The following is a 24,750-nucleotide window of genomic DNA, read 5'->3' as shown; positions in this document are numbered from 1 at the left end:
GTTTACGGTTGGGAGGACGTAGCCTTTCGGCGGTGTCTAACCGAAAACCGTAAACTGTATACCGTAAACTACACCTCTTCTAATTCCAGCCGGCCTTCTTCCAGGTCGAGTTCAAACAGGATGGCGCGGAGAACTTCATCGTCGTGTTCGCCCGTACGCCGAAGGCGGGTTACTTCGGCCCGTTCTACCCGAATGATTTCCAATTGAATCCGGCGTGTTTCCCGTAGTTCGGACTCGTTGATGTGCTTGCGCTTCTGGCCACCCTGCTTGAGCCAGAGCCGATTGATTCGCGACTCGTATTTGTGTTTAAGTACGCTCAGGACTTCGTCGGAAACTTCGTTGTTCATCGAGTGCTCGGCTTCCAGGTGTTCGATCGCCAGCGACGCCAGTCGAATCCGCAGCTTGATTTCTTTCTGCTCGGCCCGCACGTCGGGCTTGATATTCAGCAGGCGAATCAGGTATGGTAGCGCCAGGCCCTGTATGACGAGGGTAACGAAAATGACGAAGTACACGATAAAGATGATGAGGTCGCGCTGCGGGAATAGCGAACCATCAGCCAGCGTCAGCGGTATGGCCAGCGCCGTTGCCAGCGACAACACCCCACGCATACCCGTCCAGGCGATCACTACCACCAGTTTCAATGATGGGACCAGCCCATTTTTTTGCCGACTCAGGAGCAGTCGCGGCATGTAGTGGACCAGAAAGACCCAGATAAAGCGGGCGATGATAACCGCCAGACTGACGATGGTGCCGTAGAGAATAAGCCGACCGAATGAATAATTGCTGGTACTGGAAAAAAGGATGTCCCGTATTTGCAGCCCCATCAGCACGAACACGATACCGTTCAGCAGAAACGTCACGACATTCCAGACACCCAGCGTTTCCAGGTGCCCCCGGCGCGACATATATTCCGACGACCGCAGCGTCAGGTACAAACCCGACGACAGTACGGCCAGTACCCCCGACACATGCCATTGTTCGGCTAGCAAGTAGCCCGCGAACGGGGTAATGAACGACAGTGTGGTCTCGATAACCGGCGTTCCCGTCGTCAGCCGATGGATACGCTTGACAAGCCAGGCCAGACCCAGGCCAATGGCAATTCCTTCGATTACGCTTTGCAGGAAGTCGCCCCCTGCTTTCATCAGCACAAACTGCCCCGTCGTGACGGCCAGTACGGCGTAGCGGTATACCACCAGCCCCGTCCCGTCGTTGACCAGGCTTTCGCCTTCCAGAATCGTGACGACCCGTCGCGGTAAGCCCATCTTTTTGATGATCGCCGTACCCGCAATCGGGTCGGTTGTCGATACGGTAGCGCCTAATACAAAGGCCATTGGCCACGAAAAGCCGGTAATAAACGTGTGTGCTACCCAGGCTACGCCCGCCGTCGTGAAAATAACCAACCCGAAGGCCAGCAGGAAGATGGCGTTGAAATTAGCCTTGAAGTCGGGCCACGACATATTCCAGGCCGACGAATAAATCAGCGGTGGAAGAAACAGCAGGATGACGACGTCGGGACTCAGCGCAATGTTAGGCAGGCCCGGTACCAGACTGATCGCAATGCCGGCCAGCACCAGCAGAATCGGTGTCGCGATGCGGATTCGTTCGGCGGCCGCAGCCAGCGCTGTGACGAGTGTCAATAGCCCCACAAAAAGGGGTAAATCATGCATAGAGTAAGTAGATGCCGGTCGGCCGACGGATATTTTTTGATGAACGTAGGTGATAAACCACCGAATGTTGTCTTTAAGTAGTATTTGCCGTTTTTCGTTCGCAATCAAGTCACGTCAGCAAATAAACGACTGAGTGGCACACGGAAAACGACTAACCAATTGCTAAAACCGCTTTTGATGAAACGCAGAGAAGCAATACAGCACGTGGCCCTGTTACTGGGCGGAGCATTGGCGGCCCCCAGTGTCGCCGGTGCTATGGGGCAGGTCCTCAATACCACGCCCGGTCTGGCAGTTACGCCCGAACAGGAAGCCCTGCTGGCCGAAGTCGCTGACGTAATCATTCCGACGACCGGCACGCCGGGTGCAAAAGCGGCCGGTGCTCAGAAATTCATTATCCGTGTCATGCGTGACTGTTACCCGAAAGCCGATCAGGAAGCGTTTTACGGCGGTCTGTCCAAACTGGATGCCGACAGTAAAACCAAGTTCGGCAACGGGTTTATGAACCTCGACAAGGCGCAGAAAATCGAGATGGTCAAACAAACGACCACCGCCGACAAGCCCTTCTTCCTGCGCATGAAAGAACTGACGACGCTGGGCTACTTCACCTCCGAAATCGGCGCGACAAAGGCGCTGGCCTATCTTCCGGTTCCGGGTCAGTTCGATGGCTGCAAACCGATCGAACCGGGTCAGAAAACGTGGGCTCTTTGAAAGTTATAAAGTTTTAAAGTTGGATAGTTGTAAAGTTGGCTGGCGCGTCCAGTACCGGCCGGTAGCCGCGCTAGGCAGCAACTCTATGACCCTAAAACTTTACAACTCTACAACCATACAACTTTTCAACTCTAAGCAAATGAACTTAAACATAGATGCCGCCAAGGAAATGACCTACGATGCCATTGTGATTGGCTCCGGGGTATCGGGCGGGTGGGCAGCCAAAGAGCTGACCGAAAAAGGTTTACGCGTGCTGATGCTCGAAAAAGGCCATCAGCTCGAACACGTTACGGGCTATCCGAACGCTACGAAAGACCCCTGGGAACTGAAGTACAACGGGCGGCTGACGATGGAGCAGAAGGAAACGCACCCCAAGCTGATGCGCGACTACCCGTACAACGAAAATACCGAAACGTACTGGATGAAAGATACCGACTCGCTCTACAAGGAGGAGAAACGGTTCGACTGGTACCGGCCGAATATCGTTGGGGGAAAATCGATCATGTGGGGGCGGCAATCGTATCGGCTCAGCGATATCGACTTCGAAGGAAACCTGAAAGATGGTATCGCCGTCGACTGGCCGATTCGGTACAAAGACGTGGCGCCCTGGTATTCGTACGTCGAGAAAGTGGTCGGTATTTCGGGGGAGAAACTCAACCTGCCGCAACTGCCCGACAGCGACTTTCTGCCACCGATGGAGATGTACTGCGTGGAGAAAGAAGTGCGGAAGCGCATCGAGAAAGAGTTTCCGGGCCGTACCATGACCATTGGTCGGGTGGCCAACCTGTCGAAAGCGATGGAAGCCCAGACGGGTATCGGTCGTGCTCCGTGTCAGTATCGGAACCGCTGCGCCATGGGTTGTCCGTACGGCGCTTACTTCAGTACGCAGTCGTGTACGCTGCCCTACGCCGGAAAAACGGGTCGGCTGACGTTGCGCCCGGATTCGGTGGTGACGAATATTCTGTACGACGAAAATCAGAAGCGGGCGACCGGGGTGCGCGTCGTCGACGCCAAAACCCTACAGGAACGGCAGTATCAAGCCAAAATCATCTTCGTTTGCGGCAGTGCGCTTGGGTCAACGGCTATTCTGCTGAACTCGACGTCCAACCGCTTTCCGAACGGCTTCGGTAACGACTCGGAACAACTGGGCCACAACCTGATGGATCACCATTTCCGTACGGGGGCATCGGGTATTTGGGAAGGCGATCTCGACAAATACTACATCGGTCGGCGGGCCAACGGTATCTACGTACCACGTTACCGCAACATCGGCAACGACAAGCGCGATTACCTGCGCGGGTTTGGCTATCAGGGCAGCGGCAGTCGGCAAAACTGGCAGCGCGAAATTGCCGAGCTGAGCTTCGGGGCCGACTACAAGGAAGATATGACCAAACCCGGTCCGTGGACGATGGGCCTGAGTGGTTTCGGCGAAACGTTGCCGTACTACGAAAACCGCATGTACCTCGACAAAACTAACAAAGACAAGTGGGGGATGCCGCTTGTCGTGTTCGACGCCGAATTCAAGGACAACGAGAAGAAGATGCGGAAAGACATGCAGAACGACGCCGTCGAAATGCTCGAACGGTCCGGTCTGAAAAACGTGAAAGGCTACGACAACGGCTCGTATCCGGGGATGGCCATTCACGAAATGGGTACCGCCCGCATGGGTCGTGATCCGAAAACGTCAGTCCTGAACGGCAACAATCAGGTCCACGGGGTGAAGAACGTATTCGTGACGGATGGGGCCTTTATGACCTCAGCGTCGTGCGTGAATCCATCGCTGACGTACATGGCCATGACTGCCCGCGCAGCCGATTTCGCCGTGAAAGAAATGAAGAAACGGAATATCTGATTTTGTAGAGACCGCACCGGCGGACCGGCGACCCCTCGCGTCTCAGCACGCGTCAGCAACCGACAGAGCAGCCATCCGGGTGCTGAGACGCAAAGGATTGCGTCTCTACATAAAACAATACAAACCACATGAACATGAACGTGTTGCGGGTGTCGGCGGCTGGGTTGCTGGCAGGTAGTCTACTGATCGGTGCCTATCAGAATCGTAACCTCAATCTGGCGTCGAGCGATTACCTCAATCGGTTGTTTATCAGCCTGACCGACGATGACAAACACGATCCGAAGTACGCTGTCGGTAGTCTGAACGTAGCACCGGGCCTGGAAGCGACGTTGTTTGCCGCCGAACCCATGCTGGTCAACCCGACAAACATCGACGTCGATGCGAAAGGGCGTGTCTGGGTTTGTGAAGCATATAACTACCGACCCGGTATCAACGGTAATCCGACCCGGCCCGAAGGTGACCGCATTGTCATTCTCACCGACGATAACCACGACGGTAAGGCTGACAACAGCAAAGTCTTTTTCCAGGACCCGGCTATTGAATCGCCACTGGGCATCTGGGTGCAGGGGAATCAGGTTATCGTCTCCGACAGTCCCAACGTCTGGCTGTTGACCGACGATAACGGCGACGACAAAGCGGACCGGAAAGAGTTGCTTTTCACTGGTATCGGTGGGGTGCAGCACGACCACGGCATGCACACCTTTGTTGCCGGTCCCGACGGTAAATGGTATTTCAATTTTGGTAACGAAGGCGGCCAACTGCTGGATAAAGACAACAAACCGGTCGTCGATATCGCCACGGGTAAACCCATCAACACGACTAATTTCCGGCAGGGGCTGGTATTTCGCTGCGACCCGGGCGGGAAAAACGTCGAGTTGCTTGGGCAGAATTTCCGCAACAACTACGAGGTTGCCGTCGACTCATACGGTACGCTCTGGCAGTCGGACAATGACGACGATGGCAACAAGAGCACGCGTATCAACTACGTCATGGAGTATGGCAACTACGGCTATACCGACGAGATGACGGGCGCAGGCTGGCAGGCTAATCGTGAAAATCTGGAGAAAGAAACATTTCAGCGGCATTGGCACCTGAATGATCCCGGTTCGGTACCCAACCTGCTGCAAACCGGTGCGGGTTCGCCGACGGGTATTCTCGTGTACGAAGGCAACCTGCTGCCGCCGGTCTTTCAAAATCAGCTTATCCACTGCGACGCTGGCCCGAACGTGGTCCGGTCGTACACGGTGCAGAACGATGGTGCCGGGTATAAAGCCAGTATCGTCAACATCCTGGAAGGAGCCCGCGATCAGTGGTTCCGTCCGGCCGACGTATGCGTAGCGCCCGATGGCTCACTTATCGTCGCCGACTGGTACGACCCCGGTGTGGGTGGGCATCAGGCAGGCGACCAAAGCAAAGGACGTGTGTACCGGGTCGCTCCACCGAATTCGCCGTATACGATTCCAAAACTCGATTTGACAACTGTCGAAGGGGCTGTCGACGCGCTGCAAAGTCCAAACATGGATGTGCGGTATGCCGCCTGGCAGACGTTGCATGGTATGGGTAAAAAGGCGGAGAAAGCCTTGGTCGCTCTGTACAAAAACAATCCCAATCCGCGTATGCAGGCGAGGGCGCTGTGGGTACTGAGCAAAGGAGAAAACGGGTCGAAATACGTAACGGCCGCCCTGAAAAATAGCAATCCCGATCTGCGCATTACCGCACTGCGAGCCGCTCGTCAGCTTGGGGCTGACGCGGCAATAGCGGCTGTGAAACAACTGGTTAACGATGTGAATCCGCAGGTACGACGCGACTGTGCGATTGCGCTGCGAGGGAGCAAAAACGCCGATGCACCGGCGTTGTGGGCGCAACTGGCCAGCAAACACGACGGGACTGACCGCTGGTATCTGGAAGCGTTGGGTATCGGCGCTGACGGCAACTGGGACCGCTACTACACAGCCTGGTTAAAGCAACAGGCGAACGATCCGACGGCTTCGGCGGCCGGGCGTGACATTATCTGGCGGGCCCGTACCAAAGAGTCGGTACCGATGCTGGCCAGGCTGGCAGGCGACTCCCGTACCGATATGAACACGCGCCTACGCTATTTCCGGGCGTTCGATTTCAATCCCGGTGCCACCGAAAAATCGACCGCGCTGCTGAACATCCTGAACGAGAATCGTGGTTCGACCGAAGTGTCGCGACTGGTGCTGCGTCACCTCGATCCCGACTTCGTACGGAAGAATCCGGCCACGCAACAGGCATTGGCGCAACTGCTCGATCAGAGTTACGGTACACCCGAGTACATCGAACTGGTCAGTCGGTACGAGCCTGCATCGGAAAGAGGGCGACTGCAAAAGCTGACACTGGCTAAGTACGACGTGGGTATGGGTCGCGATGCGGCTCGTCAACTGCTACGGCAGAAAGGCAGTGAGCTGATCTGGGCAACGATCGACGGTAGTAATGCCGATGACGCCATGCACATGGTAACGGCGCTGCGGAACGTGGGCAGTAAAGAATCCGTAGCGATTTTGAAAACGGTAGCGTTGGATGAGAAACGCCCGGCCAATCTGCGGATGAACGCCACCCGTTCGCTGGGTGGTAGTATGGATGGAGCCGATATGGTTATCGCACTGCTCAAAGCGGGGGAGATCAAGGGCGACTACAAAAAAGCGGCTGCACAAGGCGTTAGTGGCGACTGGCGCAAAAATATCCGTGTTCAGGCTGCCAGCTACCTCGACGGTAACCAGACGAGTGCGGGTAAGAAGCTACCCGGTGTGGCGGAACTGATGGCGATGAACGGTGATGCCGCGCGCGGCCTGACAGTATTCAAAGCCAACTGTGCCATTTGTCATCAGGTCAACGGCGAAGGTATGGACTTCGGTCCGAAGCTGTCGGAAATCGGCTCGAAACTGTCGAAGGAGGGAGAATACTTGGCCATCCTGCACCCCGACGCCGGAATCAGCTTCGGCTACGAAACGTCGGAAATCAAGCTGAAAGATGGTACGATGCTGACGGGTATTATTTCAAGTAAAACCGAGACTGACCTGCAAATGAAATTCCCCGGTGGCGTCGTGCAGAACTACAAAATGTCGGATGTCAAGTCGATGAAAACGACCGAAACGTCGATGATGCCGTCGGGCCTGCAGGAGAGCATGAGTACACAGGAACTCGTCGACCTGGTCGACTACCTAAGCACACTAAAACGTAACCGCTGATTGGTCTTGAACTGTGATTCGTGTGATTGGTATGATCTCGTTGATTGAGAGAAGAAAAATCAAAGTCCATCACGCGAATCAGACAAATCATAGTTCAGATTGTCTTGAACTTTGACTCGTCTGATTAATTGATTGCGCTAATTCCTAAAAGAGAATCATAGCTAATCACACCAATCAGACGCATCATAGTTCAAGACATCAGCGCAATCATATCAATCAAATGAATCACAGTTCAAGACAGTATGAAACGACGTAACTTTGTGAAAACGACGGCGGGATTAGCGAGTACCGCATTGGTTAGTACGGGGGCAGCCCTTGCCGAGAACTGGCATTCACAACCGGCTTTGTTGGCGAAGCATAGTTTTAAACTCAAATATGCCCCACACATCGGCATGTTTGAAAATACGGCCGGTAAAGACCCGATCGATCAGCTAAAATTCATGGCTGACATGGGCTTCACGGCCTTTGAAGACAATGGCATGATGGGGCGCGATGTGGCCCAGCAGGAAAAGATGGCCAAGGAAATGGCCCGGCTCGGCATCACGATGGGCGTTTTCGTACTCGATAAAGGCGGCAACGGCGCAAACACGCTGGCTGCTGGAAAACCCGAGTACATCGATATTTTCCTGAACGGTTGCCGGAAAGCGGTTGAAACGGCGAAACGCGTCAACGCGAAATGGACGACCGTGGTGCCGGGTGATTTCGAACGGCGACTACCGATCGGTGTACAGACCGGTAACGTGATCGATGCGCTGCGTCGGGGTGCCGAAATTCTGGAACCCGCCGGCCTGACTATGGTGCTGGAGCCGTTGAGCGATACGCCTAACCTGTTCCTGCGCACCTCCGATCAGACGTACGAAATCTGCCGGGGCGTCAATAGCCCGTCATGCAAGCTGCTGTATGACATCTACCATATGCAGAAAAACGAGGGTAACGTCATCAATAACATTGACTGGACATGGCCTGAAATTGCCTATTTTCAGATCGGCGATAACCCCGGCCGGAAGGAGCCGACAACGGGCGAGATTAATTACAAGAAAGTGCTTCAGCACGTGTACAAAAAAGCCAAAGCCGAGAATAAAGACTTTATCTTCGGCATGGAACACGGCAACTCAATGCCTGGCAAAGACGGTGAAACCGCCGTCATCAACGCCTACATTGAGTCCGATAGTTTTGCGGTGTAGAGCAGTGAAAGAGCATGTGGATAAGGTGGCCTATTTATTGTCTACTTTATCCACATGGTTTGCAGAATTGCATTTATATAGTAGCTGAATTGTGATGTCTCTTTCGATTCAATACTGCCCAACACATGCTAACTACTAACACACTTATATAGAAGTACAACCAGTAATAGGGGGATTCAACAACGTACAATGGTTTATTCGTTAATCCATGAAAAAAGGCGGTGAAAACTAAGTTTCGGGTTAATAAATAGACTACCATAAAAAGTATACCCATCATAAAAACTTTACCTAGTTCAACTAAGCCAAGATTGTATTGAAGAAGATAAGCAGGAATATGAAGTAAGGTAAAGAGAACTAACGCTCCCAAACAGTATAGTACAGGTTGGTATCGTTTTGTTGCCTGTTGACCAAGACGAAAAGGTAAGTAACGGAATAACCATTCTTCCAGTAAGGCCCCTGGCAACGAGTTGAGAACGAATACGAGTAAGAAGGATGTGATTTGGCTTGAAACAGAATCTGTTTGATGATATGTCGTCAAACCTACAATAAGACAAATAGTTATGCCCTGTGCGACAACTATTGCTGCCAGTGCTGATACAACATATTTGGTTTGGAATGGCTGAATTAACCAGGTTTTCTGTGAACCCGATAAACGGTAAGTAACGGCAAACTGAATGGCGTAAAAGACCAACCCGATCAAAATACCCGCTTGTCGTTGAGTCAGTAGATTTTTAACGGGTTGCCAGTATAATAGCCCATTGAACGTGATAATGAGTAAGCTGTTAACTAAGAGAATACGGCCAGATTGATAAGTAGACATAGGCTTGGAGCAGAATAACAGTTTAAGCATTTATCTTGTACCATCTCCCCTGACTGCTCCGTTAATTTTTTATTTTTGTAAGTCTTAACTAGCGCATCTTATCAACTGATTCTATTTTTAGTTACATAATACAAATAAAGTTGTGCAGTGCTTCTGAGAAATATACAAATTGTGATCTCCGTATCTATTGTATTTTGGTTGCGGTAGCGATTTGAAAATAATAGAGGACAGAGATTGCTTTTATCGCGAAGAGAAAGTGTATTTAACTGATTCGTTCAGGGTTCGGAACGAGCAAACAAAAAAAGGGTGGCTAAACAACGTTGTTTAGCCACCCTTTTTTTATGACTGTTCTTACAGAACGACTACTGAATTTTCTTCTCCTGAAACACCGCTGGCTACGTACTTATCGGCAGCCCAGTCGTTTTCCCATTTCGTACCGTCGAGGATGTACCGGTACTGGTACTCACCACCAACGGGCAGTTCAACCGTCGTTTTGTACGAACCGTCTTTTTGCTTCTTCAACGCCTGAGCTGCTACGTCCCAGTTGTTGAATTCACCGGCTACGGCTACCGTTTTGGCACCATTGACAGCCTCGGCTGGCAACTCGAACGTTACTTTGGCAACAGGCTTACTTTTTAGAAATTGTTTGGCAACTGCCATAAGCGGTTTTTCGTTTGGTTTTTTCGCAAAATTATATTACTTAAATTTTAAGTTCATAGTTATCAGTAGGTTAGAGACTTAAATTCTTATTTTAATCATAAATATTATACATACATTAACACTTGGGTGGTTTCTTACAATAAAGCGGATAGCAATAAAATAATGAGCTGACTACCAAGTTGATAAGTCCGTTTAGTCGACAGAGTAGGCTACTCCAGCTATAAGTGAGCCGGCTGTCAAGCTGTTTGGTACGACCGATATTCACGGGTCCAGTGCCAGGCTCCCTGGAAAGCAATCAGGCAGAAAACGGCGTATTCGATACCGACCAGCTTCACCCCTTTCACGAAATAGATGTATGTACTGATGAGGTCGATAATCAGCCAGACCCACCAGCATTCCAGCTTTTTGTGGATCATCATGAACGTACCGATGATGCTCATGACGGTTGTAAATGAGTCCAGGTAAGGGAAGGCGCTGGGCTGACTGAAGAGTACCGGAAATAGCCGGTGAAGGTTCTGCGCCAGTGCTCCCAGCCCCAGCGTAGCGACCAGTCCACCTGTCAACGTAAGTATCAGCGGACGACCGATCAGGCGAGTTATACGGAGTTCGTTCTGACTATCGGCTTCACCGGCGTTTGGGTGTGTCCAGCGCCACCAGCCGTACAGGTTCGTAATCAGAAAAAAGACCTGCAAAAACATGTCGGGATAAAGCTGAATCTGGTAGAACAGGAAAAAAAACAGCGTCACGCTGCCCGCGCCAACGGGCCAGCTCCAGACATTGGCCCGTGCCGCCAGCCAGGTGGCCAAGCCGCCCGACACCACGCCGAAAAACTCCAGGTAACTCATGGGATACCCCCAGACGGTAAACAGGATGGTATGGATGTCGAAGAAAGTAGCCACGTTGGGGAAGAAGTCGATTCTGATGGCGAAAATACGCGTTACCACTCGTTCTGTTTGACTTTTCAACCGCAGGAACTGAATAGCAACGACGCGCTGCAACGCTTTATGTCTGGCCGACGTACTGCTAATCAATAGAGACAATCAGTAACCTTTCCGGTTTACCGACGAATCCAGGGCATCGACCGATTGGTCTGTAGTCGGGGCGACGGAGGGAAAGCTTATAAATAGGGCGCTATCCTATTAGAAAAAAACGTACTCAGAACGAGCAGGTTAGGTATGGAACGAAAAGACTTTTTGAAACGCGGGTTCGGTAGCCTGCTGGGCATCGTCGCCATCAGCAGCTGTAATCAGACCACTGTCGATCCCGCGTCGACGTCGACAGAATCGACAACGGCATCGGGTGGATCGACCAACGGTAGTTCGGCCAGTAATTGTACGGTCACCAACTCGGAAACGGCAGGCCCTTTTCCCACCAAGTCGCCGGCCAACTTCGTCCGGAAAGACATCCGCGATGACCGAACAGGCGTCGCGTTCACGATGAACATCACCATCAAGAACGCCAACGCCAGTTGCGCTGCCGTGTCGGGAGCGCTGGTCGACGTCTGGCATTGCGATAAAGACGGTAGCTATTCGGAATACGGTGGAACCGGCATGCAAAGCACGAACTACACCAATGTCGATTTCCTGCGTGGGCGGCAGACGACCGATACCAACGGACTCGTCTCGTTCACGTCGATTTTCCCCGGCTGGTATAGCGGTCGTGCTCCCCACGTTCACGTACACATTTACGACGCGTCGGGGAAGTCGTTGCTCGTAACGCAGATTGCCTTTCCGTACGATATCTCGAATACGGTGTACACCACAGGGCAGTCGTATGGCTATACCAAAGGGGCGCAGGACACCCTGAACGAAAAAGATAACGTGTTCGGCGATGGCTACGCCAACGAACTGGCGAGTGTATCCGGCAGTGTATCCGGCGGCTATACGCTGACGCACACCATCGTCGTCAATGGCTAACCAGCCTGCATACTGAATGACCCTTTAGAGATTGTGGCCGTAAGGTCACACGTGTTGATAGAGTGCTACTGAATAAGCCCGGCAACTTTGCCGGGTTTTATTTTTTAGCGCCATCCAGTGCGTAAAAGCGCCAGTTGGTTTTGAAGTCACGGCGCAACGGCTGATCGGTCAGAATCGCGCGGATCATCTCGACGGGTAGCGCATTCATCCGCATGATCGCGTCGTGAAACTGCTTGTTGGTCATCTTACCACTGCCGACCAGTTCTTTTTGCAACGCGTAAAACTGGAAGCCACCTGTCATGTACGCCAGTTGATACAGCGGTGGGTAGCCGCCCACAAACGACCGGCGTACTTCCCCTTCAGCATTGGCGCGTTCGAAGCCCACCCGGTCGACCAGAAAGTCGATGCATTGCTGGGGTGACCATTGCCCGAGGTGGTAATTAAGCGAGAAAATGATGCGGGCGCAGCGGTGCATCCGCCAGAACAGCATCCCGATCCGGTCTTCCGGCGACTGCGGAAAGCCTTTATCCCACAGCAGCATTTCCCAGTACAGCGACCACCCTTCGACCCAGAACGGCGTGTCGAAATTACGGTAGGTCTTGTAACGGTTATTCATAAAAAACTCCAGGTGGTGGCCCGCAATCAGTTCGTGGTGAACCGTCGAACGCGAAAAATGCGGGTTGTTGCCGCGCATACTCATCAGTTTGTCGGCTTCGCTCATGCTACCGGTCGGGTAGGAGATGATGATTTCTTCGCCACCCAGAAAAAACGGATTGACCCGCTGCCTTTCGGGCGACATCATGCTCATGCGCCACGTTTCTTCGGCCACTGGTGGAATGGTGATAAGGTCGTTCTTCTTCAGAAAATCAATCGATTCGTTATAAAGCCGCAAAATCAGTTCGGGCTGATGGCCGGGTGCGACATAGCTGTTCTTTACCTTCTCCTGCGCGGCTTTCCAGTTGTCGCCGAAACCCATCTCGCGCGATGCTTTCAGTAACTCCCGGTCGCACCAGGCAAATTCGCGGTTGGCAATCTGAATCAGCTCGTCGGGTGAGTAGGGGATGAGTTCGTACTGAAGTTGCCGCACCAGTTCATCGCGTCCGACGGCTGTACCGACGATACCACTGCTGTCGGTCTTGGCCCCGGAACTGCGCTTGGCCCGCCGACCAAACAGGGCGGCATAATTGGATAGCAAACTGTCGGCTCGCTGGAACGGCTGCGGTACCCACCACGTAAACTGCGGATCGTATTCGTTGTAAAAATTGAACACCGATTCGAGGGCCGTTTTCAGCCCAACTGCCGTCCGGTTAGCCCGGCGGGCAATGGCTGGGTCAATCGGTCCCAGCTTTTCGACCTGCCGATGGGCCGCTTCGACCTGTGCCGACAACGCGGTCAGATCGGCGGCTACCTGCCGGGCGTCGAGTACTTTCCCGCGTCGACGTTCTTTTTCGAGCGTATAGAGTGTACCGGCAAACGGAAACCACGGCTGAATCTGTTTCATTTCGGTTTCTTCCTGTTCCAGCTTGGCCAGATCGTTGCGGAGATTCCGTTGAAACAGGAGGTAGTCGACCCGGCTGTCGGTGTTCATCTGCTCGAACGGTAACGCCTGCAACTGAGCCAGGTAGTCGGTCCGCAGCTTTTTGAACCGTTCCCGGCGTTCAGGCGAGTTTTCGATAACGTAGAACCGGTTCAGGCTACCCCGGTCTGCTTCGAACTGCACCAGGAGCGGATGTACGGCGCTGGTCTCGTAGCTGATTGTTGGGGCGGGCTGTGCACAAAGTGAACCGGCAGCAAACAGAAAAACAAAACAGGTAGTCTTAAGGCGCATGCGGGAAGGGATTACCAGGAATACGAATCCTGTTGGGAGTAGACAGGCAATTTCGTTTCTTGCGGGTAAAGCCCAAACGGCGCGCGCAAATAAAATGTGGTTAACAGATAGAAAGATCGTAGTTATTGGCGGTACAACGGGTATGGGACTGGCAGCAGCACAGGCATTTGTGGCCGAAGGTGCGCAGGTCGTCGTCGTTGGTCGCAACCCGGAAAACGGTGCAAAAGCCGAACAACAACTGAATGGCAACGGCCTGGCGATGTCGGGCGATGCCGCTGATCCGCAAACGGCGTCCAAAGCGATCGGCCTGTGTCAGCAGATTTTCGGTGGTTTCGACGGCCTGTATCACGTTGCCGGCGGCAGTGGCCGGCGTTTTGGCGACGGTCCGCTACACGAACTGACGCTTGAGGGTTGGCAGTATACGATGAACACCAATCTGACAGCCATGATGCTGTCGAATCAGGCAGCTGTGCGCGCGTTTCGGGCGCAGGAGTCGGGGGGCACCATTCTCAACATGGGGTCGGTGCTGGGGCAATCGCCGTCGCCGGCTTATTTCGCGACTCATGCCTACGCGGCCGCCAAGTCAGCCGTCATTGGTTTTTCGCGGTCGGTCGCGTCGTACTATGCCAGTCAGAATATCCGGGTCAATGTGCTGGTGCCGTCGCTGGTCGAAACACCCATGTCGCAGCGAGCGGTCAACGACGATAAGATCATGGCATTCATTCCATCCAAACAACCCCTCGACGGCGGACGGATCGGTCATCCCAACGATTTGTCCGGCGCAGCGGTCTATTTCATGTCCGATCAATCGCGCTTTACCACCGGTCAGGTCCTGACCATCGACGGTGGGTGGAGTGTTAGTGAAGGCCAATATTGATTTGTGAACCACCGGTCATGGTAAGTACATCCCGCCTGACGCTGCGCCCGCTGACGCTTCCTGAATTGCGACTCCATATCGCCGACAGTTATCGGCTGGAGCAGGCGCTGCATTTGAGAACCGGCCCCCGCGTGGTGACGGAGCCGTTGCTGAGCATCATTCGGGCGTATACTATTCCCCGGTTGCTTGACCCCCGCTACGATCCGCTGTACCACACGATTTGGGTAGCGATCGACGAGGAGCGGCAGCAGATCGTTGCCGAAGCAAAATTCAAGGGGGAGCCCGACGAGACTGGGACGGTAGAGATCGGCTACGGTACCTACCCCGCCCGGCAACGGCAGGGCTACATGACCGAAATGGTCGCCGGACTAGTCGAGTGGGTACTTCAGCAGCCGGACGTTCTACGTGTTACGGCTGATACCGATGTGGAAAACGTAGCGTCGCAACGGGTATTGGAGAAAAACCAGTTTCACCTGTTCGACCGTTTTGAGAACATGCTGTGGTGGGAATATCCGGGCTGAATTAGCGTGTTATTCACCTGACTTAATTTCCTGCCGAACGTTGTCGACAAAGTCAACAGTTACCCCGGCAATATCAGCGATTTGCTCAATTGTCAACGAAACCTTGCTCAGTAGATTTTTGACGAAAGCTACCTTGGCGTTGATTTCTCCCTGATTAAAACCAACCATGTAAACGGCGTCTTTCTCGACACTGAAAAACTTGGTGATATTGTCCATAGCTAACTCTGTGAGTTGATTACCTAAGTTACGCAATTGAGCCAAAACCCGTAGTTGGTTGAAGTACTTTCTTAACGGAAAGTCACCGATGGTAGTTTCTTCGATACGGTGAACGATTCGTTCGAGCGCTACGGTCGGGCCATCGTTGCTGAAGTTTGCCAGAATACTCAACGCCATCTCTTCTGGATTGGTCCCGATGTTTTATACAGGTTGATATATCAGATCGATAAAAATTTATTTTTTTCTAGCATAGATTTTCCAACTTTTCATTCTGAAATGGGGTCTATTGTACAAGAAAAAAATAGTAACCATACTTAGGAAGCACTGTCGTTCTTTTAACAGCGTGCTCACCTGTCAAGAGCATGTCCGTTTATTATTCTTTTTTGATATTCTGAGTGAAACACAATTTTTAATCGATCAGGCAATTATGAAAACGTCTAAACGGATAACTGGTTTGCTTTCTGTATTCGCTTTCTACCTTTTTGTTGGCTGTCAAGAAGGCACGCCAACAGTGAAGTCAACGAATTGTTACAAAGCTACTGTTGTAGCCTTCGATTGCGCCTATGTCGTTCAATTGGAAGGAATACATATTGGTGAGACTTGGCACGGGAGAGATCATTGTGTAACTGTAGGTAACCTGCCTGCTGATGCCAAAGTTGGCAGTACGTACTATTTTAAATCGTATAGCCCCGGTACTGGCCCGTACTGCACACACGAGAAATCGTATGATTACCCGCAGACACCAGTTGATTTATTTAACTATTCAGCAAGCTGTTCTGAGTCATAAAAAACGGTTGCTGTGCTGATTGTCCTATTAGTAGGAGCTGGTCGTTTTACTAGTCCGATAAAATGATGCTAACAAAAAACAGTTAATACTAAAAAAAATTCGATCAGATTAGTACTGCTGAACAAAGTGTTTTTGAGATAACCTTCGATGTCGAAGCTTTACCTCGCGGTACATACTACCTGAAAATTAAAAATCTAGGAAATGTTGACAAGCCTGTTGAGGGGATTATAATTGTTAACAAATAATATAAACAATTATTTGTTAACAGACAGGTAGTGGCGTAGCTACATCGACATACGCATTTTTGTGAATGGCATTAGCCATGAACTCTTACAAGCTTTGTGGGCAGGTTCAATATGGTCCATGGTATGGACTATTTGTGCGAGTACCCAGCGGTGCCGATGTTATGACTGCTGACGATCGCCCGGCACCCCGGCTTCGTACAAGCATGTACCCGCAAGGCATGTGGTCCCATTGTAATCGATGAGCCGGCGCAGTACCTAACGAGTTACTAATTCATGCACAATAAAAAAAGCACCGTCTACAAACGGTGCTTTTTTTATCTCAAACGCTAGGATGCTGTTTGCTTATGCGCTTGAGCTATACCGCGAAGCTTTCGCCACAGCCGCAGGTGCGGCTCGCGTTGGGGTTCTTGAATTGGAAACCTTTACCGTTGAGCCCATCAGAAAAGTCGAGTTCGGTACCCGCCAGATACAGCAGGCTCTTCCGGTCGACCAGAATCTTGATGCCTTTGTCTTCAACGACGTGGTCGGTAGGCTGTTGCGCCGTATCGAATTGCAGGTCGTACATCAGTCCTGAACAACCGCCACCCTGCACCGCCACCCGAATCGAATAATTGTCGGTATAGCCTTCTTTCTGGCGCAGTTCGATAATCTTGTCTTTTGCTATGTCTGAAACCGTAACCATGGTGGATTGTGCGTCTGCCGACGGCGAATTAGTCGTTACTTCCTTAACTTACCCCTAATCAGAAAAGTTCTTACCCGCTATGCTTACCAACATCGAACACATCGGCATCGCTGTCCGTGATCTGGCGCAGGCCAACGCGTTGTACACCCGGCTGCTGAACGTCCCCCCGTACAAGCAGGAAACGGTTGAATCGGAGGGGGTAACGACGTCTTTTTTTCGCGTCAACCAGACCAAACTCGAACTGCTGGAAGCGACAAACCCGGACAGTGCAATTGCACGTTTTCTAGAAAAGCGCGGGGAGGGCGTACACCACATCGCCATTGAAGTCGATGATATTCAGACGGAAATGGAACGGCTGCGAAACGAAGGGTTTATCTTACTCAATGAGCAGCCCAAACCCGGTGCCGACAACAAGCTGGTTTGTTTTGTACACCCTAAAACGACCCATGGCGTCTTGATTGAGCTTTGTCAGGAAATACGCAACTGACGCCCCGCGAAGCCGCCCCTGACGATGCTGCGTGCAAACCAATGGAAAGTCAACTAAATGGCACAGGAGCGGGTTATGCTTACAGGCGCGTCGACAGCGGTACAGTATAGGATAAAATCCATAAATTTTGCGGTTAAGTATCTGAACGATACGCTACCTTTGCCGATCAAAACAACGACGCGCCACCGTCATGGATCAGTATTCATATATTGCCAATTCTGATGTAGCCTACATCGATCAGCTATATCAGTCTTACAAAAAAGACCCGCAGTCGGTCGATGAAAGCTGGCAGCAGTTTTTCAAAGGATTCGACTTCTCCTCAACTTATGCCGACAAACCCAACGGTAAAACGAACGGAGCCGCTGTAAACGGCTCTGCATCAGCTGGTACTGCTGCCGCAGCCAAGCCGGTGGATGCGACCCATGCCGAAAAAGAAGTGTCGGTGGCCAGTCTGATCAAAGCCTACCGGTCGCGGGGGCACCTGCTGGCGAAAACCAACCCGCTTAAAGCGCGTAAAGACCGCCAGCCCCGCGTTGACCTGCCCGATTATGCCCTTTCCGACGCCGATCTCGACACGGTGTTTGATTCGGGAAAATTACTCGGTATCGGACCCGCCACTCTGCGGACGATTATGGAGTCGTTGCGCAAGATTTACGCCGGTAATATCGGATTCGAGTACATGTACATCCGCGAGATGGACGTGAAAAACTGGCTGCGTAATAAAATCGAGAAAGAAGCGCTGGAATTCAGCCCGGCTATCGAGGAAAAGAAGCGCATTCTGGAGAAACTGAACGAAGCCACCGTTTTCGAAAACTTCCTGGCGACGAAATACCTGGGGCAGAAGCGGTTTTCGCTCGAAGGGGGGGAGTCGACGATTCCCGCACTCGATACGATCATCAGTCAGGCGGCCGAACTGGGTGTCGAAGAAGTGATGATCGGGATGGCACACCGGGGACGGCTCAACGTGCTGTCGAACATCATGGGGAAATCGTACGAAGCGATTTTCGATGGTTTCGAAGGCAACGTGCCACAGCATGCCTATGGTGATGGCGACGTAAAATACCACCTTGGCTATTCGAGTTTGTTGCGGACACCGGGCGGTAAGGAAATCAGCGTGAAGCTGGCGCCGAACCCGTCGCACCTGGAAACGGTCGATCCGGTCGTGGAAGGCTTTGTCCGTGCGCAGGCCGACGAGGAATACAACGGTGATTTTACCCGGATCATGCCCATTCTGATCCACGGCGATGCCGCTGTGGCGGGACAGGGGGTAGTCTACGAAGTGACGCAGATGGCCAAACTTGCGGGTTACACGACCGGCGGTACCGTCCATTTCGTCATCAACAACCAGGTTGGTTTCACGACTGACTTCGACGATGCCCGTTCGTCGATTTACTGTTCAGACGTTGCCAAGATCATCGACGCGCCGATCTTCCACGTTAACGGAGACGATCCGGAAGCGGTAATTTTCTGCGCCAAACTGGCCGTTGAATTCCGCGAGAAATTCAAGCGCGACGTGTTTATCGACATGGTCTGCTACCGGCGCTACGGACACAATGAGTCCGACGAGCCGAAGTTCACGCAGCCGACGATGTACGGAATTATCGATAAGCACGAAAACCCACGCGAGCTGTATAACAAAACGCTGATCGAGCGGGGTGACGTGGATGCCGAACTGGCGAAACGGATGGACACCGAGTTCAAGCAGCAACTACAGGAGCGGCTCGATCGGGTGAAACAGAAAGCGGAGATTCCGTACAAACCCCTGCGGCTCGACCTCGACTGGGCTGAACTGCGGTATGCTGAATCGGCTGATTTTGAGAAATCGCCCGAAACGGGGGTTCCCGCCGAAACGCTTGCCAAAATCGGTAAAGCACTGACGATAGTACCCGAAGGCTTCAAGCCGCTTAAGCAGATCGACAAGCTGCTGAAAGACCGGCAGACGATGCTGACCGACAGCAAGATGGTAAACTGGGGTACGGCTGAATTGCTGGCCTATGGTTCGCTGCTGCTGGAGAACAAAATCGTTCGGTTGAGTGGTCAGGATGTACAACGGGGTACGTTCTCACACCGGCATGCCGTCCTGCACGATGCCGACAGCAACGCTACCTACTCGTCGCTCGATCACATTGCCGAAGGCCAAACCAAACTTCAGATTTTTAACTCACTGCTGTCGGAGTACGGCGTGCTGGGTTTTGAATACGGCTATGCCATGGCCAACCCCCATGCGCTGGTGATCTGGGAAGCGCAGTTCGGTGATTTCTCGAACGGTGCGCAGATCATCATCGACCAGTTTATTTCGGCCGCTGAGTCGAAATGGGGTATCCAGAACGGGTTGACAATGCTGCTGCCGCACGGCTACGAAGGGCAGGGACCCGAGCACTCGAATGCCCGTCCGGAGCGCTACCTGCAACTCTATGCGGAGTACAACATGGTAGTGGCTAACATTACGACCCCTGCCAACCTGTTCCACATCATGCGTCGGCAACTGGCATGGCAGTTCCGCAAGCCGCTGGTAATCATGTCGCCCAAGTCGCTGCTTCGTCACCCGAAAGTGGTGTCGCCACTGGAAGACCTAACGAGCGGTTCGTTCCAGGAAGTGCTGGGTGACAGCTACGTGGATGCGGCAAAAGTGAAGCGTGTATTGCTTTGCACGGGTAAGGTTTACTACGACCTGCTCGAAAAGCAGCAGGCCGATCAGCGTGACGATGTTGCGGTTATTCGGGTGGAACAACTGGCTCCGCTGCCGAAAACGCAGATCGATGCCGAACTGGCTAAGTATACCGACGCGAAGGTATTCTGGGTACAGGAAGAGCCTGAGAACATGGGTTACTGGACGTACCTGCTGCGCGTAGGTATGGTGTTGCCCGTAATTGCGCGGAAAGCGTCAGCGTCGCCCGCTAGTGGTTACCCAAAAGTACATAGTCAGGAACAGGCCGATATCGTTCGGCGCGCATTTGAATAACGGTTTACGGTGTATGGTTTACGGTTTTCGGTTAGGTTTGCTGCCGACAGAACCGTAAACCGTAAACCCACAACCGAAAACCATACAAAAAATGGCTGTTGAGATGAAAATCCCCCCCGTCGGGGAATCGATTACCGAAGTAACCGTTGGTACCTGGTACAAAAAGGAAGGGGATACGGTGAAGATGGACGAAGTGATTTGCGGACTTGAATCCGACAAAGCCACCTTCGAACTGAATGCCGAAGCAGACGGTGTTCTGCACATTCTGGCGCAGGAAGGCGACGTATTGCCCATCGGTGCCAGCATTTGCAGCATCGACGGCAACGGTAGCGCGCCCGCTGCTGCCCCCGCAGCTCCTGCTGAAAAGAAAGAAGAACCAACGCCCGAACCGAAAGCAGAAGCGGCTCCGGCCCCAGCCGAAGCAGCCGCTCCCGCGCCGTCATCGGCTGGCGATGTGATCGAAATGAAGGTGCCCGCCGTTGGTGAGTCGGTTACGGAAGTGACCATTGCTTCGTGGAGCAAAAAAGATGGTGATCAGGTTGCGCTGGACGAAGTGCTTTGCGAACTGGAATCCGACAAAGCAACGTTCGAACTACCCGCCGAAGCCGCCGGTACGCTTCGTATCGTAGCCGAAGCTGGTGCTACGCTACCTATCGGTGCGCTGATCGCTAAAATCGAAACGAACGCCGGTGCTGCCAAGCCCGCAGCAACTCCCGCAACCGGTAGCCCGGTTGCTGAGCCAGCACAACAGCCGGCTGCAACGAATCAGAATGGTTATGCGGCCAACCACCCGTCGCCCGCAGCGGCCAAGATTCTGGACGAAAAGGGCGTGTCGGTCCAATCGGTTCAGGGGAGTGGTGTTGGTGGACGAATCACGAAGGAAGATGCAGTGAAAGCGCAACCCGCTACCGAAGCACCGGCCGCCAAGCCAGCTGCTCCGGCTGCCAAACCCGCACCGGCTCCGCAACCCGCAGCGCCAGCCCCCGCCGGAGCGCGTAACCAGCGTACCGAGCGAATGACGTCGCTGCGCCGGACAATTGCCCGCAGACTGGTGTCGGTGAAGAACGAAACGGCCATGCTGACGACGTTCAACGAAGTCGACATGAAGCCGGTCATGGACCTGCGCAACAAGTATAAAGATAAGTTCAAGGAAAAGCACGGCGTGGGTCTCGGCTTTATGTCGTTCTTCGCCAAGGCGGTTTGTGCTGCGCTGAAAGAATTCCCGGCCGTCAACGCGCAAATCGACGGTGACAATATCGTTTTCAACGATTTCTGCGACATCTCGATCGCCGTATCGACGGAACGTGGACTGGTCGTTCCGGTTATTCGCAACGCTGAGCAGATGAGCTTTGCCGGCATCGAAAAAGAAATCGTTCGGCTGGCAGGCCTGGCACGCGACAACAAGCTGACGATCGACCAGATGACCGGTGGTACGTTTACGATCACCAACGGTGGCACGTTCGGGTCGATGCTGTCGACACCGATCATCAACGCGCCACAGTCGGCTATTCTCGGCATGCACAACATTGTTGAGCGGCCCGTCGTCGTCAACGGTGAAATCGTTATTCGGCCGATCATGTACGTAGCGCTGTCGTACGATCACCGCATTATCGACGGTAAAGAGTCGGTTAGCTTCCTGGTGCGCGTCAAGCAGATTCTCGAAGATCCCGCTCGTCTGTTACTGGAGATGTAATTTGATCAATAGAACAAAATAAAGCAGGGCCGCTCTCGATCGAGAACGGCCCTGCTTTATTTTGACTTAGCCCAATCAGGATACTGCGTATCCTGTATGCTGGCGCAGGTGTTTCGGATGGAATCCCAGTACGATATCCTGCTTCGGTATACCGGCTGCTACGAGCGCATCTGTGACGGACCGATCCGTTGTGTCTTCCTGCACCCAGACCTTGTCGTTAATTATATCAATTCGGATGATGGGCTGAACAATGTGCTTCAAACCTTCCCAGCCCATACTGACCAACATATAACGATCGCGGTCGGAATCGAAAATGACTTCGTCTCGGATCTGACTACCTGCCGAATAAGTCGCATATTCCTCCAACTGATGTTGAACTAGCTGTCTGTAGTGGCTTATGGTATCCATTGAACGATTCTTCCGTGTTCCTCATCAAAAATAAGCAAACTGATAGAAAACGTATCACGGACCAGCTCGCCAAATTCACTCTGGAATAGGTTGACGTAAGCGCGTTCGGGTATGGCTAAATAGATTGCCCTGTCTGGCTGTTGCAGGGCCAATATGCGTTTGTACAATGCATATTGGCCCGCAGCACTTTCCATATCAGCAACAGGAGAAACACTAAGGAAGCTTTTTATCTCAACGGCAATCTTATGATTTTCACGTTCAGCGCCTACCGTGTCGCTTTGTGCCCCTAGATCAACATACAGTTTGCGGTCGCCATACTTCAGATAAAGCGGATCATCGGTAATCCGCCAACCATCTTTCTCTAGCGCATTTACGACCAGAGCATGGTACGGATCCCTTGCCGACATTGTCTAGGCTTTAAGCAAACTTTCACCCGCCATGATGGGTGGCTTGGGAACACCAAGCAGTTCCAGAATCGTAGGCGCGATGTCGGCAAGCTTTCCGTCGTTCAGGGCCGGGTGGTAATCTTTGTCGACCAGGATGCACGGTACGAGGTTCGTCGTGTGAGCCGTGTTTGGTGAGCCATCTTCGTTGAGCATAAACTCGGCATTACCGTGGTCGGCGATGATGATCGTTGTGTAGCCATGAGCGAGCGCGGCTTCTGTAACGGCTTTCGCACAGGCGTCGGCGGTTTCGGCTGCTTTCACAACGGCTTCAAATACACCGGTGTGGCCCACCATGTCGGTGTTGGCGAAGTTCAGGCAGATAAAGTCTGTTTCTTCGCTTTCCAGCTCGGGAATGATGGTATCGCGAATGTCGAAGGCGGACATTTCCGGCTTCTGATCGTACGTCTTGATCGGGATGACCGTCGCGTTGCCCAGAGCATCGTAGACCGTCATTTCTTTCGGCGACGGGCACAGTAGGCGTTTCTCCCCCGTAAACGGCTCTTCGCGACCGCCTGAAAAGAAGAACGTTACGTGCGGATATTTCTCTGTTTCGGCAATCCGGATCTGTGTTTTGCCTGCGCCCGCTAGTACTTCACCCAGCGTGTTAGCCAGATTATCTTTTTCAAAAATGACGTTCACACCTACGAACTCGTCGTCGTATTTCGTCATCGTGATGTAGTTCAGGTTCAGCTTGTGCATGCCCTGATCCGGGAAATCTTTCTGTGTCAGCGCCTGCGTGATTTCGCGGCCCCGGTCGGTGCGGAAGTTGAAGCACAGCACTACATCGCCCTCTTCGATTACCGCGACCGGTGAGCCCTGCGCGTTCGATACGATAAGTGGTTTGATGAACTCATCGGTCACGTCAGCATCGTACGAGGCCTGTAGCGCACTGATGACACCGTCCGCCGAAATTGGTTGACCGATACCATTCACCATCGCGTCATACGCGACCTTTACGCGCTCCCAGCGGTTGTCGCGGTCCATGGCGTAGTAACGACCAACGACACTGGCGATTTGACCGGTTGTCTGCGCCATGTGTTGCTGCAGTTCGGAAAGGTAATCGACGCCCCCTTTCGGGTCGGTATCGCGGCCGTCCGTAAAAGCATGCACAAACACGTCGTTTAACTGATGCGCGTGCGCAATCGACAGTAGTCCTTTCAGGTGGTTGATGTGCGCGTGGACGCCACCATCCGATACCAGTCCGATAAAGTGTACTTTCTTACCGTTGGCTTTAGCGAAGTTCAGTGCGTCGGTTAGAACCGGCTCATTGTCAAGCGTATGTTCGTCAACGGCTTTGTTGATTTTTACCAGATCCTGGTAGACGATGCGACCTGCGCCGAGGTTCATGTGGCCTACTTCGGAATTACCCATCTGTCCGGCCGGAAGGCCCACCGCCAGTCCCGATGCTTCGAGCGTGCTGTGCGGGTATTTTCCGTAAAGCGAGTTGATAAACGGCGTATGAGCCGCTTCGATAGCCGACACCGCTGGATTGATCGGGATGCCCCAGCCGTCGAGAATGATCAGAATGACTTTTTTGTTCATAGAATTTAAAGAGTGAAAGAATGAAAGAGCGAAAGAGTGA

20 protein-coding genes are annotated in these 24,750 nt (G+C 52.7%); 10 read left to right on the top strand and 10 right to left on the bottom strand.

Translation table 11 applies throughout. From position 1 onward, the window contains the following. Positions 1-68 precede the first annotated feature (68 nt). Positions 69-1,667, bottom strand: coding sequence for a Na+/H+ antiporter (locus CLV58_RS05900; RefSeq protein WP_106136860.1), 1,599 nt, complete (start codon positions 1,665-1,667; stop codon positions 69-71). Between the two features lie 177 nt (positions 1,668-1,844). Here CLV58_RS05900 and CLV58_RS05895 point away from each other — a divergent pair, with 177 nt between their 5' ends. The 4 genes from CLV58_RS05895 to CLV58_RS05880 all read left to right on the top strand — a co-directional run bounded on the left by CLV58_RS05895 (position 1,845) and on the right by CLV58_RS05880 (position 8,620). Further along, a complete protein-coding gene (locus CLV58_RS05895; RefSeq protein WP_106136859.1) occupies positions 1,845-2,375 on the top strand; it encodes a gluconate 2-dehydrogenase subunit 3 family protein in 531 nt (176 codons plus the stop codon). Positions 2,376-2,514: 139 nt separating this feature from the next. Continuing rightward, positions 2,515-4,227: a GMC oxidoreductase gene (locus CLV58_RS05890; RefSeq protein ID WP_106136858.1), complete on the top strand. Its 1,713-nt coding sequence runs from the start codon at positions 2,515-2,517 to the stop codon at positions 4,225-4,227. Positions 4,228-4,355: 128 nt separating this feature from the next. After that, positions 4,356-7,436 (top strand): PVC-type heme-binding CxxCH protein, encoded by a 3,081-nt coding sequence (locus tag CLV58_RS05885; RefSeq protein WP_106136857.1) that lies wholly within the window; start codon positions 4,356-4,358, stop codon positions 7,434-7,436. Positions 7,437-7,678: 242 nt separating this feature from the next. Continuing rightward, positions 7,679-8,620 (top strand): hydroxypyruvate isomerase family protein, encoded by a 942-nt coding sequence (locus CLV58_RS05880; protein ID WP_106136856.1) that lies wholly within the window; start codon positions 7,679-7,681, stop codon positions 8,618-8,620. Positions 8,621-8,693: 73 nt separating this feature from the next. Here CLV58_RS05880 and CLV58_RS05875 read toward each other — a convergent pair whose 3' ends face one another. The 3 genes from CLV58_RS05875 to pnuC all read right to left on the bottom strand — a co-directional run bounded on the left by CLV58_RS05875 (position 8,694) and on the right by pnuC (position 10,999). After that, on the bottom strand, positions 8,694-9,440 hold the full coding sequence (locus tag CLV58_RS05875) for a CPBP family intramembrane glutamic endopeptidase (protein ID WP_170108651.1): 747 nt from the start codon (positions 9,438-9,440) through the stop codon (positions 8,694-8,696). A gap of 351 nt (positions 9,441-9,791) precedes the next feature. Continuing rightward, a complete protein-coding gene (locus CLV58_RS05870; RefSeq protein WP_106136854.1) occupies positions 9,792-10,100 on the bottom strand; it encodes an isoamylase early set domain-containing protein in 309 nt (102 codons plus the stop codon). Positions 10,101-10,336: 236 nt separating this feature from the next. Next, entirely contained in the window at positions 10,337-10,999 is a 663-nt protein-coding gene (gene pnuC / locus CLV58_RS05865) for a nicotinamide riboside transporter PnuC (RefSeq protein ID WP_106137002.1), read from the bottom strand. A gap of 276 nt (positions 11,000-11,275) precedes the next feature. Between pnuC and CLV58_RS05860 the strand changes: the two genes are divergently transcribed. After that, positions 11,276-12,016, top strand: coding sequence for a dioxygenase family protein (locus CLV58_RS05860; protein WP_106136853.1), 741 nt, complete (start codon positions 11,276-11,278; stop codon positions 12,014-12,016). 97 nt (positions 12,017-12,113) lie between these two features. Here CLV58_RS05860 and CLV58_RS05855 read toward each other — a convergent pair whose 3' ends face one another. Beyond that, positions 12,114-13,844 (bottom strand): DUF885 family protein, encoded by a 1,731-nt coding sequence (locus CLV58_RS05855; RefSeq protein ID WP_106136852.1) that lies wholly within the window; start codon positions 13,842-13,844, stop codon positions 12,114-12,116. On the opposite strand from CLV58_RS05855, the gene CLV58_RS05850 reads away from it, so the two are divergent. Continuing rightward, the gene (locus CLV58_RS05850; RefSeq protein ID WP_146141376.1) at positions 13,843-14,721 is read left to right on the top strand and encodes an SDR family NAD(P)-dependent oxidoreductase; all 879 of its coding nucleotides are present in this window, start codon (positions 13,843-13,845) and stop codon (positions 14,719-14,721) included. The genes CLV58_RS05855 and CLV58_RS05850 overlap by 2 nt on opposite strands. 17 nt (positions 14,722-14,738) lie before the next feature. Next, complete coding sequence (locus tag CLV58_RS05845; RefSeq protein ID WP_106136850.1) at positions 14,739-15,242, top strand: GNAT family N-acetyltransferase; 504 nt, start codon at positions 14,739-14,741, stop codon at positions 15,240-15,242. A 9-nt stretch (positions 15,243-15,251) separates the two neighbouring features. Here CLV58_RS05845 and CLV58_RS05840 read toward each other — a convergent pair whose 3' ends face one another. After that, positions 15,252-15,635, bottom strand: coding sequence for a hypothetical protein (locus tag CLV58_RS05840; RefSeq protein ID WP_106136849.1), 384 nt, complete (start codon positions 15,633-15,635; stop codon positions 15,252-15,254). A gap of 1,210 nt (positions 15,636-16,845) precedes the next feature. Next, positions 16,846-17,172 carry a HesB/IscA family protein gene (locus tag CLV58_RS05835; protein ID WP_106136848.1) on the bottom strand — a complete coding sequence of 109 codons (327 nt, stop codon included), beginning with the start codon at positions 17,170-17,172 and terminating at the stop codon, positions 16,846-16,848. Between the two features lie 79 nt (positions 17,173-17,251). Between CLV58_RS05835 and mce the strand changes: the two genes are divergently transcribed. The 3 genes from mce to odhB all read left to right on the top strand — a co-directional run bounded on the left by mce (position 17,252) and on the right by odhB (position 22,314). Continuing rightward, a complete protein-coding gene (gene mce / locus CLV58_RS05830) occupies positions 17,252-17,659 on the top strand; it encodes a methylmalonyl-CoA epimerase (RefSeq protein WP_106136847.1) in 408 nt (135 codons plus the stop codon). A gap of 190 nt (positions 17,660-17,849) precedes the next feature. Continuing rightward, complete coding sequence (locus CLV58_RS05825; protein ID WP_106136846.1) at positions 17,850-20,621, top strand: 2-oxoglutarate dehydrogenase E1 component; 2,772 nt, start codon at positions 17,850-17,852, stop codon at positions 20,619-20,621. A 91-nt stretch (positions 20,622-20,712) separates the two neighbouring features. Further along, positions 20,713-22,314 carry a 2-oxoglutarate dehydrogenase complex dihydrolipoyllysine-residue succinyltransferase gene (gene odhB, locus CLV58_RS05820; RefSeq protein ID WP_106136845.1) on the top strand — a complete coding sequence of 534 codons (1,602 nt, stop codon included), beginning with the start codon at positions 20,713-20,715 and terminating at the stop codon, positions 22,312-22,314. Positions 22,315-22,389: 75 nt separating this feature from the next. Here odhB and CLV58_RS05815 read toward each other — a convergent pair whose 3' ends face one another. The 3 genes from CLV58_RS05815 to gpmI are packed head-to-tail and all read right to left on the bottom strand — an operon-like array spanning position 22,390 to position 24,710. Beyond that, on the bottom strand, positions 22,390-22,680 hold the full coding sequence (locus CLV58_RS05815) for a XisI protein (RefSeq protein ID WP_245882232.1): 291 nt from the start codon (positions 22,678-22,680) through the stop codon (positions 22,390-22,392). A 29-nt stretch (positions 22,681-22,709) separates the two neighbouring features. Then, complete coding sequence (locus CLV58_RS05810) at positions 22,710-23,129, bottom strand: element excision factor XisH family protein (protein ID WP_106136843.1); 420 nt, start codon at positions 23,127-23,129, stop codon at positions 22,710-22,712. Positions 23,130-23,132: 3 nt separating this feature from the next. Further along, a complete protein-coding gene (gpmI, locus tag CLV58_RS05805; RefSeq protein WP_106136842.1) occupies positions 23,133-24,710 on the bottom strand; it encodes a 2,3-bisphosphoglycerate-independent phosphoglycerate mutase in 1,578 nt (525 codons plus the stop codon). Positions 24,711-24,750 lie beyond the last annotated feature (40 nt).

The sequence above is a fragment of the Spirosoma oryzae genome, from assembly GCF_003002825.1.
GTDB lineage: Bacteria > Bacteroidota > Bacteroidia > Cytophagales > Spirosomataceae > Spirosoma > Spirosoma oryzae.
The sequence above is the reverse complement of the archived record's forward strand: the minus strand, read 5'-3'. Positions and strand labels throughout refer to the sequence as shown.

What these genes read in the sequence shown, in the direction of transcription:
- CLV58_RS05900 (WP_106136860.1), bottom strand. Translation starts at nt 1,667, where the DNA reads ATGCATGATTTACCCCTTTTTGTGGGGCTATTGACACTCGTCACAGCG.
- CLV58_RS05895 (WP_106136859.1), top strand. Translation starts at nt 1,845, where the DNA reads ATGAAACGCAGAGAAGCAATACAGCACGTGGCCCTGTTACTGGGCGGA.
- CLV58_RS05890 (WP_106136858.1), top strand. Translation starts at nt 2,515, where the DNA reads ATGAACTTAAACATAGATGCCGCCAAGGAAATGACCTACGATGCCATT.
- CLV58_RS05885 (WP_106136857.1), top strand. Translation starts at nt 4,356, where the DNA reads ATGAACATGAACGTGTTGCGGGTGTCGGCGGCTGGGTTGCTGGCAGGT.
- CLV58_RS05880 (WP_106136856.1), top strand. Translation starts at nt 7,679, where the DNA reads ATGAAACGACGTAACTTTGTGAAAACGACGGCGGGATTAGCGAGTACC.
- CLV58_RS05875 (WP_170108651.1), bottom strand. Translation starts at nt 9,440, where the DNA reads ATGTCTACTTATCAATCTGGCCGTATTCTCTTAGTTAACAGCTTACTC.
- CLV58_RS05870 (WP_106136854.1), bottom strand. Translation starts at nt 10,100, where the DNA reads ATGGCAGTTGCCAAACAATTTCTAAAAAGTAAGCCTGTTGCCAAAGTA.
- CLV58_RS05860 (WP_106136853.1), top strand. Translation starts at nt 11,276, where the DNA reads ATGGAACGAAAAGACTTTTTGAAACGCGGGTTCGGTAGCCTGCTGGGC.
- CLV58_RS05850 (WP_146141376.1), top strand. Translation starts at nt 13,843, where the DNA reads ATGCGGGAAGGGATTACCAGGAATACGAATCCTGTTGGGAGTAGACAG.
- CLV58_RS05855 (WP_106136852.1), bottom strand. Translation starts at nt 13,844, where the DNA reads ATGCGCCTTAAGACTACCTGTTTTGTTTTTCTGTTTGCTGCCGGTTCA.
- CLV58_RS05845 (WP_106136850.1), top strand. Translation starts at nt 14,739, where the DNA reads ATGGTAAGTACATCCCGCCTGACGCTGCGCCCGCTGACGCTTCCTGAA.
- CLV58_RS05840 (WP_106136849.1), bottom strand. Translation starts at nt 15,635, where the DNA reads ATGGCGTTGAGTATTCTGGCAAACTTCAGCAACGATGGCCCGACCGTA.
- CLV58_RS05835 (WP_106136848.1), bottom strand. Translation starts at nt 17,172, where the DNA reads ATGGTTACGGTTTCAGACATAGCAAAAGACAAGATTATCGAACTGCGC.
- mce (WP_106136847.1), top strand. Translation starts at nt 17,252, where the DNA reads ATGCTTACCAACATCGAACACATCGGCATCGCTGTCCGTGATCTGGCG.
- CLV58_RS05825 (WP_106136846.1), top strand. Translation starts at nt 17,850, where the DNA reads ATGGATCAGTATTCATATATTGCCAATTCTGATGTAGCCTACATCGAT.
- odhB (WP_106136845.1), top strand. Translation starts at nt 20,713, where the DNA reads ATGGCTGTTGAGATGAAAATCCCCCCCGTCGGGGAATCGATTACCGAA.
- CLV58_RS05810 (WP_106136843.1), bottom strand. Translation starts at nt 23,129, where the DNA reads ATGTCGGCAAGGGATCCGTACCATGCTCTGGTCGTAAATGCGCTAGAG.
- gpmI (WP_106136842.1), bottom strand. Translation starts at nt 24,710, where the DNA reads ATGAACAAAAAAGTCATTCTGATCATTCTCGACGGCTGGGGCATCCCG.